The sequence below is a fragment of the Nocardia spumae genome (genome assembly GCF_020733635.1).
Classification (GTDB): Bacteria; Actinomycetota; Actinomycetes; order Mycobacteriales; family Mycobacteriaceae; genus Nocardia; species Nocardia spumae.
In genome coordinates, this window is the sequence record NZ_JAJFZL010000001.1 from 2,291,798 (window position 1) to 2,304,030 (window position 12,233).

Annotated in this window: 8 protein-coding genes and 1 pseudogene; 6 read left to right on the plus strand and 3 right to left on the minus strand. The window is 63.0% G+C overall.

All coding sequences use genetic code 11. The annotated features are described in order from the left end of the window. Positions 1–239 precede the first annotated feature (239 nt). Both LKD76_RS09855 and LKD76_RS09860 read right to left on the minus strand, forming a co-directional pair. Positions 240–1,445 (minus strand): DNA cytosine methyltransferase, encoded by a 1,206-nt coding sequence (locus LKD76_RS09855; RefSeq protein ID WP_227985177.1) that lies wholly within the window; start codon positions 1,443–1,445, stop codon positions 240–242. A 26-nt stretch (positions 1,446–1,471) separates the two neighbouring features. Next, positions 1,472–2,464 (minus strand): DNA cytosine methyltransferase, encoded by a 993-nt coding sequence (locus LKD76_RS09860; protein WP_227980730.1) that lies wholly within the window; start codon positions 2,462–2,464, stop codon positions 1,472–1,474. Between the two features lie 374 nt (positions 2,465–2,838). Here LKD76_RS09860 and LKD76_RS09865 point away from each other — a divergent pair, with 374 nt between their 5' ends. The 6 genes and pseudogenes from LKD76_RS09865 to LKD76_RS32050 all read left to right on the plus strand — a co-directional run. Then, positions 2,839–5,400: a Z1 domain-containing protein gene (locus tag LKD76_RS09865; RefSeq protein WP_227980731.1), complete on the plus strand. Its 2,562-nt coding sequence runs from the start codon at positions 2,839–2,841 to the stop codon at positions 5,398–5,400. After that, positions 5,397–6,416 (plus strand): PD-(D/E)XK motif protein, encoded by a 1,020-nt coding sequence (locus LKD76_RS09870; RefSeq protein ID WP_227980732.1) that lies wholly within the window; start codon positions 5,397–5,399, stop codon positions 6,414–6,416. The genes LKD76_RS09865 and LKD76_RS09870 overlap by 4 nt, the downstream gene beginning before the upstream one ends. Then, complete coding sequence (locus tag LKD76_RS09875; RefSeq protein ID WP_227980733.1) at positions 6,413–8,398, plus strand: hypothetical protein; 1,986 nt, start codon at positions 6,413–6,415, stop codon at positions 8,396–8,398. Before LKD76_RS09870 ends, LKD76_RS09875 begins: the two co-directional genes overlap by 4 nt. Next, positions 8,398–9,291, plus strand: coding sequence for a hypothetical protein (locus LKD76_RS09880; RefSeq protein ID WP_227980734.1), 894 nt, complete (start codon positions 8,398–8,400; stop codon positions 9,289–9,291). The genes LKD76_RS09875 and LKD76_RS09880 overlap by 1 nt, the downstream gene beginning before the upstream one ends. Continuing rightward, a complete protein-coding gene (locus LKD76_RS09885; protein WP_339428986.1) occupies positions 9,288–10,112 on the plus strand; it encodes a DUF6339 family protein in 825 nt (274 codons plus the stop codon). The genes LKD76_RS09880 and LKD76_RS09885 overlap by 4 nt, the downstream gene beginning before the upstream one ends. Positions 10,113–10,227: 115 nt before the next feature. Next, positions 10,228–10,485, plus strand: a pseudogene (locus LKD76_RS32050) (HAD family hydrolase); the annotation flags it as partial. A gap of 206 nt (positions 10,486–10,691) precedes the next feature. Here the strand turns inward: LKD76_RS32050 and LKD76_RS09895 are convergent. Further along, on the minus strand, positions 10,692–12,179 hold the full coding sequence (locus LKD76_RS09895) for an HNH endonuclease signature motif containing protein (protein WP_227980736.1): 1,488 nt from the start codon (positions 12,177–12,179) through the stop codon (positions 10,692–10,694). Between the last annotated feature and the right edge of the window lie 54 nt (positions 12,180–12,233).

The window sequence follows — 12,233 nt, forward strand, 5'->3', positions numbered from 1 at the left end:
TCGGCTGGTCGGTGGGCAACGCCTCCGGCGAGATACTGAGCCGCCCACTCGCAATGATCCTGGGCAGGGCCACATGCCACCCCGAAGGCACGTGTATGAGCCGCAAAGACGACCATTCGTATGTTGCGACCTCAGGCGCGACGAAAGCGAGCTGCTGAAGTTGGACGCGAAACTCGGTAGGAAGGTTCCAAGAATACGAAACGACCGCACTGCTGCGCGTACGGACGGGAGCTCTTCCTTCAGGGAAACAATGCCGGCTGGTAGGCAAACTTCCGATCAACGTGGTCGTTGGTGGTCACCGCGGTCGCATTCGCTCCGGGCCGAACTCGTTCACGAAGTTCGGCTACAACTGGAGGCGCATCATCGCCGGATTTACCTCGGACCTCCGACCACTCCAGGTCGAATACCTTGTCGGCCTGTTCCTTGGTGACCTGATATCCCATCGCGGCGGCGAGGATGTGAAGTCCGAAAATCGGTGGTACGGCATTGCCGATCTGCTGGGCGACAGCTCCCTCCTGCCAGGGGTAATCCATGGGGAAGCTCTGCAAGCGGCCGGCCTCCCTATCGAGAAACCTGTCTGTCACTCCGTTCGTCACGACCTTGTTGCGGGAGACTTTTCCAGTGATGGTCGCGGACGGTTGAGCGGACTCGCGAACTCCGCGCAGCTTGGGGTTGCCCCCGGTGCCGTAGTTCGAAATGACCTCGAAGGCTTCCTTGCGGTGAGGAAGAGCCTCGGCCATGGTCTTCCATTGCGGCAGCTCGTGGTTGTCGGTGGGCCGCAATCCCGATTTGCGGTAGATCCGGTGGGTGGGTTTCGGTACAGATCTGGGTCCGTCGAGTGATGCTATGAGAACGGCCCGTCGGCGGGTCTGCGGCACTCCATACATTTCGGTGTGCAGTACCTTCGTGGCCACGTTGTATTGCAGCTTCTCGCGCAGCACGATGGCCATGGCCTCCCAGACGGGCAGAACCGCGGGGACCTGTTCGAGCACGATCGTTCGATACGGGCGACCGAGTTCAGCCGCTCGCAGGGCCCAGCGCAGCGGTTCGAGGACCAGGCCGGTGCGTTCATCTTCCAACTGCGACAGCGCTTCTCGTACCGGCTCACCGGCGGCCATGGCGATGATGAATTTCAACACCGCGTCCAGCGCGCGACGGCCCGCTCCGCTGCCCGCGACGGTGAAGGTCTGGCACGGTGGTCCGCCGGTCAGCATCGTGGCGGCCGGAAAGTCCTCCGGGCCGAGGTCGCGCACGTCGTGAGGCTCGAAGTTGAGCCCGGCTGCCTGGCGGGTGCGACACGCGTCGGTATCCCATTCGATGCCGTAGACCTTGCGGCCGAGCCAGTGGGCGGCGACATCGAGCCCGCCGGGGCCCGCGAACAAGTCGACAGTGTCGGCTTCTTCTCTGGTCGGGGGTGGGACTTCGCTCGGCACGGAAGGGAGCATAGCCGGCGGGTGCGCTGGAAGGGGAGTCAGCAAGTCAAGCCGGCCCGAACCGCGCGGCCGAGGGCTTGGGCGGCAGGTGGTGGCGTCGCGTTCCCGATCTGGCGGTAGCGTGCGGTTTTGAGACCACAAACCTGCCAGTGACTGGGAAATGCTTGCAGCTCCGCGGTCTGGTCGACTGTCAGCCGCACCCGTCCTTCGGGCAGGTCGGGATCCCAGTGAAAGTCCGGTTGAGGAGGAGCGTCGGACAGGGATTTTCCCTCGACGCCCAGCCGTGCCCAGCCGCGTTGCGATCCCGCCGGCCCCAAATCCGCGCCGCCGCGATCCCAGGAACCCCCGACGATCGTCGGGGCGAGTTGATCAGCGTAATCGGCCCATTCATCGGCTTGTGGCCAGCCGCACGAAGCCATCGAAGTACGAAGTACCGCCCCGACTGTCAGAGCAGGCGACGGTAGCACCGCATCCAGTACCGCGTCGAACTTGCTGAGCCCGCCGTCCCGGAAGGCGACGAGCACGCCGAGATCTCGGTGTTGCGGCACACCGAAATTGGCCGCGTCCACTACTCGCCAACTGAACTCGTATCCGGCGTTATCCAGATACTTTTCAACATACGAACGACTTTCGGCATAGTCGTCACGCGAGACCAGGTCGGGAACGTTCTCCAGCAGTACCGCTCGCGGACGCAGGTGCCATACCCACCGACCTGCTGTCTCGAGTAGTTCGAGTTCGATGTTGTCACCGCGGGAGCGCGATGCGGTCGCCGCGGAGCGTACTCGTGGCAGCCCCGCGGACAGTAGGTCCAGTCCCTTGTCCACGGGTAGATCCCGCTGCGGATCGATGAGCGACAGGTCTCGATGAATCACCTGCCATCGTGGCCGGTTCGTTCGCAGGGTGGTGCAGGCGATGCTCCGATTGTCCACCAGCGCAATCGGATCGAACCCGGCATGTTCCAGCCCGAGCGCCATCCCGCCTGCCCCGGCGCACAATTCCAGTGAGCTGAGGCGCTGACCGACGCCTGTCATCGACGCCCCCTTCTCCGCGCGGCGCGCATCGATTTCAGAATAGCGCCACGCCCGGTCAGGTACGGAGGCAACGATGGTCGAAGGGCCAAGGTCGACGGGACGTAAGAGTAAAGGGATGCCCCATGTCCGATTTCGACATAGGCAGCCGTTCCGTGTCGCCGCCCCGGGAATCTGAACTGGGTAAATGGGATTTCGTGATCGCCGTCCGGTGCTCGCGAAGTAACGTCTTGAGTCGAACCGTAACGCAATGTTGCGTTTGTGCTATTCCTCGTTGGAAGCGCGCTGGAGTACTCCCCGTGCACGGAGCCTGATCTCCGCGACGCAGGTGGGGCGCGCAGCGGGTGCGACGTGGGCTGAGTAGCAGGGAGTGTCGGGTGGACGATCTGATTGAGGACCAGTACGACGTGTTCAAGTCGATCTTGGACAAGTACACGCCGGCGGAAGCGGTCAAGAAGCTGTCGTTGCTGGCACCCGAGGATGTCATCAAGCGGATCCTCGAGCGGTACGAGGCCGACATGATCCGGATCAAGGAACTTCAGGAACCTCGAGCGGTCGTCATCGACAACTACGAGACCTGGTACGCCGGTCCGCATCCCGATGATCGACTCTGGCCCGCCCTCGCCGACATCCTGCGGCGCGACGGATGGCAGCAGACTCCGGCGATCGACAGCCTCGACGCCTCATCCACCCGCATCGTCTCGTTGCTGAGCCACCCGCGTGAACGTGCCTTCTCCACGCGCGGCCTGGTCGTCGGCTATGTGCAGTCCGGAAAGACGACCAGTTTCACAGCCGTCATGGCGAAGGCCGCCGACCGAGGGTACAAGCTCTTCATCGTGTTGGCCGGAATCCACAACGGCCTGCGGCGGCAGACCCAGGCGCGGCTGATCCAACAGCTCGTCGAACCGAACCCCAGCCTTTGGCATCAGATCACCGATCTGGACGCGGATTTCCGTCCGACAGCGAATCCCGCTGCCTTCTTCGGCAAGTCCAACAAAACGCACGTGCTGTGCGTGGTCAAGAAGAATGCCACGGTGCTGCGCAAGTTGGTGCGGTGGCTCGGCGACGCGCAGGAGTATCTCGCAGACTGTCCGGCCCTGATCATCGATGACGAGGCCGATCAGGCCACAGTCGCCACCGCCTCGATCAACCCGTTGATCCGGCAGATCCTGAACACCCTGCCGAAGTCCGCCTATGTCGGTTACACGGCCTCGCCGTTCGCCAACCTGTTGATCGACCCGGCCGCCGAGGATCTGTATCCTGAGCACTTTATCGTCAACCTGCCCAAACCTGACGGTCACTTCGGTACCGAGGTGCTGTTCGGACGGTACGCGCTCGACGGCGAGGACCCCAACGACGTCGATGACGGTCACGACATGATCCGGACCATTCCCGATGATGACGTCGAACTTGTCCGGCCCAAGAGCAAGGCCGATACCGAGGGGTTCGTCCCCACGATCACGGACGCGCTGCGCGATGCCGTGCACTACTTCTGGATGACCACAGCGGCGCGTCGCACCCGCGGTAGAGGCAATCCGCACAGCACCATGCTGATTCACACCAGTGTGCGGACCTCGGTGCACAACAGCTTCCGCGAACCGCTGGAGGCCTTGCGCGGCCGGATGATCAGCGATTTGGCCGTCGGAGTGGGGATCGAGCGGCTGCGCAAGCTCTGGGAGGAGGAGACCTCGAAGGTCGCTGCCTCCGACTTCGGCGAAGCGGCAGTGCCTTTCGAGACCGTTCTGGAGCATCTGCCAGGGGTGGTCCGGGACTGCCGGATCGTGATGGACAACTCCGAAAGCGTCGACCGTCTCGACTATGAGAACGGTCCTGTGGTGGCCATCGCGGTCGGCGGCAATACGCTGTCGCGCGGACTGACCTTGGAAGGTCTGTCGGTCAGCTTCTTTGTCCGTTCGGTATCCACCTATGACACCCTGCTTCAGATGGGCCGATGGTTCGGATTCCGCAACGGCTACGCCGACCTGCCACGAATTTGGATGACGACCGAACTCGAGGACTCGTTCCGCCATTTGGCGACCGTCGAGACCGAGATGCGTCGCGATATCGACCTCTACCTGACCGAGGACAAGACCCCGCGCACTTTCGCCGTGCGGTTGCGTACACACCCGTCGTTGCGGGTGACGGCAGCGGCCAAGATGAAGGCCGCGGTGACCGCCGCCTCCTCCTACGGCGGCAGGCGCGTTCAAACCCGTTACTTCCAAAGGGAATCCGACTGGCTGCTGCGTAATCAGAAGGCATCGCGTGTACTGATATCGGAGGCCGTGGCACAGGGACGAGCAGAGGATCGCAGCGACGAGGGCCGGTACCTGGTCCGAGACGTGCCCAGCGAACTGGTGATCGATTTTCTGCGTGAGTACCAGTTCCACGAGAACTCGCAGGAATGCGACAGCGACCTGATGATCGACTACATCGACAAGCGAAACCGCAAAGCGCACACCCTGCGTCATTGGAACATCGCCATCGTCGGAACGCCGAGTGAGGGCGAGGACGGTCGGTTCGATTTCGCGCCGGGTGTGTCGGTCGGTCGGATCGTGCGATCGCGGCTACAGACGTCGACCGCCGACATCGCCGATATCAAGACCTTGATGAGCCGTCGCGACGCCGCGGTGGATCTGGCGGACGCGGCACCTGATCTCACCGAGAAACAGATCGAAGCCGAACGTTGCAAACAATTGCCCGAAACCGGGCTGTTGGTGCTGTACCCGATCGACAAGGTCTCTGAGCCGAGTGAAGCTCGCATGAAGAGCCGTTGGCCGCTCGACGCTCCGGAGCATGTGATCGGCGTGGGTCTGGTGTTTCCGACACCGAGCGACGCCGACACTACCGTCGAATGGGAGGCGACCTACGTCTCGGCCGACCTGTCCGGAATCGAGAACGAGGAAGAGGATCTGAGCATCCTCGAGGCGGACGAAGGATGACCGACTCGGGCCTTCGATCCGTTCTCGACGATTACTGGGATCGACTCGAACACGACCGGCCGACCTCCGGGCACGCGTTGCAGACTGCTGCCCTTCCCGTCGTGACACCCGCCGGACCGCTCCTCGCTGCCATCGATATCGACGGTCATCGGCATCTTCTCGTGCCCACCGACCCGCATCACAGTGTGCGCCGCGGCTTGAACGGGCCAGTGCTCGAACTACAGAGGAGAGTCCTCGAGGACGACGAAACTCGTTCGACCTTTGCCGATCTCGGCTGCCTGAGAGAGGATCTGAACGACGTCTTCGCGGTCCTGTGCGCGGATGTTCTTCTCGCGACAGAGGCTGCGTCTGCACAGCCGGTGAAGGCGATGAATCGGGTTCTGGATCGTTGGAAAGCGTTGTTCCAGAATCCAGGAGCTCCGTTGGGGGCCAAGCAGATAGCCGGTCTCTTTGGCGAACTCGTGGTCTTGCGACGTCTACTCGAACTGGATGCGGGCGCTCACCGGCTGTGGCGGGGGCCGTCGGGATATCGCCACGATTTCTCCGCCGAGCTGAACGCGATAGAAGTGAAGACCTCGATGGCGGCCGAAAGTAGGGAGATCCGTATCCACGGTCTGAACCAGTTGGACCCGCCCCTCGGCGGCACGCTCGCTCTTGTCTGGTTGCGGTTGGGGGCGGCGGTGGTCGGCGGAACGGGGGTCAAGGAGTTGGTCGACGAAGTGCTCAGACTGTGTGATGACGAAGGGGCCGTAATCACGTTGCTGGCCGCAGTTGGCTACCGCGTCGCGCACGACGACCACTACCGGCACATCCGCTTCGGGCTGTACGAGGAACGCTGGTATCGGGTCGATGACAACTTTCCACGACTGACGCAGACACATTTGGCCACGGCCGGGACGTCCGAGGCGGTTTTCGGTGTCGATTACTCGGTCTCGCTAACGGGAAAATCACCAGAACCGTTGGATGACGGCAGGATCAAGTCACAACTCGCTGCACTGGTCGAGGAGCTGAGGTGAACGAGCCCGCATGGATGTCGCAACCGTTCCCGGCAGAAGGCGCGAGTGCTGCGGAGGGCATTCGGAACCAACTGGGTAAGCCCCAGCTGGACCACCTCACCGTGCTCGTCCGAGAATCCGCGCAGAACAGTTGGGACGCGCGTTGCGACGACGAAACTTCGGTCGACTTCCGGATCGAACTGCAAACGGTGAGTGCGGCTCACGCTTCGGCGTGGCGGGAGCACTTCCAACGGCGTGCGCCTATGAAAGCCTTTCTGCCGCTGCGTGACTCGTTGCAGAAGCCAGCTATTCGGACACTCTCCATCTCCGACCGAGGAACCCGAGGTCTGGGCGGACCGACCCGCGCCGACGAAGTGTCCGACGAGACAAGGGATTTCGTCGCCTTCCTGCGCAATATCGGTGAGCCGCGCGACCAGGTGCTCGGCGGTGGGACATATGGTTTCGGCAAAGGCATTCTGTACCTACTGTCGCGATGCGGCACGATCCTCGTGTACACCCGGTGTCGATATCGAGGGCAACTCGAATCCAGGTTGATGGGTGCTTCGCTGTGGCAGAGCTATCAGGCCGAGGAATCGTCGGGTCCGCGGCGGTACACCGGCCGCCACTGGTGGGGCGCGATATCGAACAACGTGATCGAACCCCTGGTCGGTGACGAGGCGGACGTGATGGCCAATCGACTCGGGCTCCGAGGTTTCGGAGATTTGGAAACCGGGACGACGATTGCGATCGTCGATCCGATTCTTGATGAGCGCGAGCCGACGGATGCCGCACTGTATCTTGGCGAAACGATCGCATGGCACCTCTGGCCGAAGATGCTGCGGACACCGACGGGCCTGCGCCCAATGCGCTTCTCCGTGATGTGTGACGGCATCGAATATCCGGTGCCCGATCCAGAGTCGTTCAAGGCATTGCGGCCGTTCGTCTCGGCCTACCGACAGATGAAAAATCCGGAAGCACGCCAAGAGTTACGATGGCGCACAAGGCCGGTTCTCGGCTACCTCGGACTGAATCGATTCATGTTTCAAAAATTCGAGCCCAGTGACGCAGCCCGAGTCGCCGGATTCGAAGATGGTCTGGTGCATCATATCTGTCTGATGCGGCCCGCTGAATTGGTTGTGACCTATTGGCCAGGTCCGAAACCCGCAACCGAGTACACGGCTTATGCCGGGGTCTTCCAGGCGGATACAGCACTGGATGGCTCCTACGCCGCTGCTGAGCCGCCGACTCACGACAGCTGGAATTACCAATCCCTCGAGCATCCCGAGAGTTCCTATGTAAAAACAACTTTCACCAAACTGAAGAAATATATCGAGGAGATTCTCGGAACTCGGAACTCAGATCAGTTCGAGGTGGCACAGGTGTCACTCGGTGCCGCGGCCGATCGACTGTCGCCCTTGATCGGTGGAATCTGGGGTGTCGGTTCGGCGACCGATTACGGTAGACCCGGCGACACCCGTTCGCGGGAACCTCGGCGTCCGGTGAAGCATCGTAAGAAGCGGGGATCGCCCACGACGAACACAGATATCCTCGACGAGCGTCTCAACCTCGACTCCAGCGATGGAGTTCGTCCCGAGGGCAGTGACGAGAACTTCGCCGACCGAATGCCGGAAGGTGGCTATCCGGAACAGAAGCCTGTGCAACGCCGCCGGCCCAAGATCGAATATGTCGGTGATCCGTACTTGGAGGAATTCGAGGGTGTGGCCGTCCTGGTCCAAGAGTTCCGGCTCCCGGTGAACGGGCCTCAACGTGTCATCGCCGACCTGGCGGTGGCACTCAGCAATGATTCCGGGCTCGAATTAGATCCGCCCGCCGGAGCCGATATGCCCCTTCTCATCGGTTGGCGTGATTCGACGGGAGCGCTGCACAGGGGCGAGACTCGCGTGGTCGACGGCGGTGGTGAGCACACCTGGCAGGCGGTGGTCAAGCCGGCCGCGGACACGATGACGAATATTGGACTGTATGTAGAGGCGGTGGAAGCCTGATGTCACTCGCGCTTCCGTACAACGTTCCGGCGCCGGATGTTGTCGGTGCCGAGGACTGGATGCTGACAATCGACGGCGAGGAACTTCCACTACCCGAGGCATTTCCGCATTGGGACTATCAGACCGACCTGAATTTGCGCCGAAACGTCACTGTCGATATCGCACGCGCACGCGAAGAGTCCGGCTTGGCCCCCGGCACGGATCTGACCCTGGCCGCAACCTGGGCAGCCGACGGCTCAAAACTCAAAGGGTGCCTAATGCGGCAGCCGGTCCCAGAATCTGGAGTGGTCGAATTGTCCGCCGTGCTTCGGGGTGCAGACCTCGGCGGCACCGTGGTACTCGACACCGCGTTGGTGCTTACAAAAAAGCGAACGGGCCACGATCGCCTGACCGCTCCCCGACGTGCGGGATCGGTGTTGTGGAGTGACCGTCACACAATCCGTTTGCAGGGCGATGCCACGCAGTTTCCGATCGCGATCGTCGACTTCGCCACGACGTCCTATCCGGAAAATGCGGCATGGTATCTGGAGATCGGCTCCAATCTTGAGGCCGCGACCATGGGTGCGATCTTGCTACTGGTGAACGAGAAGAACGCTGTGATGACCGAGGCTGTCCAGCGAGCAAAGAGCCCGCGGGTCCAGGATCGACTCGCGATGTCCGCGCTGTATGGAGACCTTGCCCGCTCGCTGGTGAACCACGCGCTTCGCGACAGCGAGTTCGATGATGAAATCGACTACGAGGACGACACTCTCGGCGCCACCTTGCAGGAGCTGATCGGTCGACTCTTCCCATCTCGTTCGATCGGGGACATACGCCTGCTCGCCGACAGTTCCCCCAGCCGGTTCGACGCCGAATTACAAGCCGCAGTCAATCTTTTCGGAGGTGTGGCATGACCTTACTGTACCCACGCCTGCTGCGCCCGCATGCCTCCAAGCTGGGCAAGGAGTACCGCGAACTGTCGGTCCTGGATCTGCAGTCCCGATCGGCGACGAGTGACGAATCCGCCGTGTACGTGGCTACTGGCGGCACTCGCGTGCAGCCGAGTCGGCTACAGGCGCTTCGCGATATGGTCGTCGATCTGGCTAAGGAATCGGGATTCCCGGGGCCGCCGTCGACTGATCAAAAGACCGTGTTCGATCTGAGTTCGGCGACGCTGCTGCACAGCCAGATGGATATCGCCCCTGCGGAGGCCGCTGCCGGCGACGTATGGGCGTTTCTGGCACTCATTCTGCTGCCGGATGTGGCGTACTGGCGATACCCGCCGCCTAGCGATCGCGTCGTGCGCGAACGCTTCTTGGATGCCGACCTCACCCGGCACGTCTTCGGTCGAATGTGGTGGCGAGCGCACTTTGTCTACTCGCCGGAAGAATCCGAACCGTATGCGGCACTATCGGTCCTGGGCGAGGCCGAGTTCGACCAGATCTATGCGCGACGCGCGACGTTGGGCGGACGCCCGCAGCTGATCAAATCCATTCTCCGCGTGTGGCAAGAGATCGAAACACGCGAGATTCCCGACCGCGATGTTCTCCGCGACTTCCTGAAACGCCTACTCCGGCTCGACCCCTTCCTGGTCTACGAGGCACTTGACGACTCGGCTCTCGACACCGAGCTTCGCACAGTGGCTCGTGAGGCAGTTGTCGGCGTCCTGATCAGTAGGGGAAACACCCGGGAAGCTGCGGAGCAAAGGGCCCACCGGGCACTTCCGCGGACATGATCGGGCCCGTCGGAAGCTGCCCATCAGGAGTTGGAGCTTTGATTCACATAGTTCTTTCGACGTCGGCGCCCTGCTCCTCGATACTCGCGAGTTCGGTGCCTGGGCGGACCGGAATCTGTATCCGGATGTTCGGTCCGCGCTGTCGGCTCTGCGGGAGCGTGGAATGTGGGTCGGCATCGCGGGCAAACGGACCGTCCGGGCTGCGGAACTTTTACGTGGGCTGGACCTTCCGGGCGATGCGATCGCGACCTCGGGGGAGCGGGGAGTGACCAAGCCGGAGCCACGGTTCTTCGATCACGTGGCAGACTTCGCGCCACGAAAACGCGGCGAGATCTTGTATGTCGGTGATCACCGGGTCAACGACCTGATTCCGGCGCCCCGCATCGGCATGGCCGGATTCCACCAGATCTGTTCGCTCTCAACCATATTCACGATCTTTCAACCGACCCCATCCACGAGCGGACTATGGGTACGCGCCCTATCGACGGCGGGTCAACCCATTGATGGTGGCGCCCGTCGAAGGGCGGCCGTGACGAATGCTGCTGCGCAGCCTTGCTCGCCCGGCCAGTGGTCGGGTTCTCAGGCCGCGGTGGCGTCCGGTGGCCGGGGGCGGGATCGCGACCAGGGTTGTCGGCGTCCTTGTTCGTCGCGCAGATGGTCGTGGGTGAGTATCTCGGCGAGCAGTTCGTCGGCGTGGTGGCGGTGGTTGATCCGGGGTGTTCGGCTGGGGTCGATGTGGTCGGGGGCGATCCACGCGGTTCGGCCGGGGAAGGACGAAAACGTGCCTTCTGTAACGGTTTTCCAGCCCCCGGGTCCGTCGTGGATCAGGGCGTGGCAGGCGTCGCAGGCGAGGACGAGGTTGGTGATGTCGGTGGGGCCACCTTTGGCGTAGTCGCGGATATGGTGAGCTGCGCAGAGACTGGCGGGGGCGTCGCAGCCGGGGCGGGAGCAGCCGCGGAGGGCGGCGATCAAGGCCAGGCGTTGGGTTGGGGAGGCGAGCCGTTTCATGCGGCCGAGGTGCAGGGGGAGTCCGGCGTGGTCGAAGATCGCCAGGTAGGGGCGGGATGATTCGGCCAGTCGCAGCGCCTCGCGGATCGGCACGATGCCGCCGGTGGCTGTGGTCGCGACACCTGAATCCTTCTCCAGGTCTTCGAGTCTCATCGTGAGCACGGCGGTGACCGGCAGGCCGCGGTGGCGGCCCAGGTCTTCGGCGACCAGTCCGGAGCGCAGGACGGCGGTCAATGCGTCGTGGTTGCGTTGTGCGGTGCTGCGCTGGTCGGCGTGCGCGGCCGCGGCCACCATTGCCGGGTCTGCCGAGTCGATATGCACGCCGGGACTGTCCGGGTCCTCCGGATTGCAGACGCCGGGGCGCGCGTACTTGGCCAGCAGTGGGTCCAGCAGGGCGCGTAGCACGGGATCGATGTCGCCACGCAGGGGTGACATGCCGTCCGGGCGTTGCCGTCCCACCACGATGCCTCGCATTCGGGCCCGATCCCGGTCGGTGGTGAGTCGGCCGTCGGGGTCCAGGTGGGCGAGGATTCGGTCACCGACCTTGCCGATATCGTCCGGTGAGCCCGACCGCGCGAACTGTGCCAACAGTTGCTCGGCTGCTTCGCGATCCGATTCCGCGACACCGCGCGGAATCCGGTTCATCACATGCGCGATTCCCCGGACATGGTCGGCCGACACCTCACCTTCTGCCAAAGCGCCTGCCGTGCAGGGCAATTGCGGGGCACGCGGTTCGCCGTCGAGATCGTGGAACGTCCCCACCCATCGTGCCGCGTGCACGCGGCTGCCCGCATCCGCGCTCGACACGTTCAGCGTCTCCATCAGAAAGCGCTTCACCGTCTTCGCGCCGGATCGCGCGGGCAGGGACCGTTCCTCGGCCTCGATCAGCAACCGATGTTGCATTGCTGTCAGCCGGCGCGCGCACATCTCCACACCCCGCATCGCCGCCACCAGTTCCGCGTCCGACAGTGGTATCAGCGAACGTTCGAACAGTTCGGAGACGGCGGCGAGCAGTGGTCTCGCGACCTGTTCCGCGACCTCCCCATCGCTCGAATGCATGTTCGAATTCTATCAGGCGCGGGGTGGGTGACGCACCCTTTCGTGCCGGGTGCT

What these genes read in the sequence shown, in the direction of transcription:
- LKD76_RS09855 (WP_227985177.1), bottom strand. Translation starts at nt 1,445, where the DNA reads ATGCTCCCTTCCGTGCCGAGCGAAGTCCCACCCCCGACCAGAGAAGAA.
- LKD76_RS09885 (WP_339428986.1), top strand. Translation starts at nt 9,288, where the DNA reads ATGACCTTACTGTACCCACGCCTGCTGCGCCCGCATGCCTCCAAGCTG.
- LKD76_RS09880 (WP_227980734.1), top strand. Translation starts at nt 8,398, where the DNA reads ATGTCACTCGCGCTTCCGTACAACGTTCCGGCGCCGGATGTTGTCGGT.
- LKD76_RS09860 (WP_227980730.1), bottom strand. Translation starts at nt 2,464, where the DNA reads ATGACAGGCGTCGGTCAGCGCCTCAGCTCACTGGAATTGTGCGCCGGG.
- LKD76_RS09895 (WP_227980736.1), bottom strand. Translation starts at nt 12,179, where the DNA reads ATGCATTCGAGCGATGGGGAGGTCGCGGAACAGGTCGCGAGACCACTG.
- LKD76_RS09870 (WP_227980732.1), top strand. Translation starts at nt 5,397, where the DNA reads ATGACCGACTCGGGCCTTCGATCCGTTCTCGACGATTACTGGGATCGA.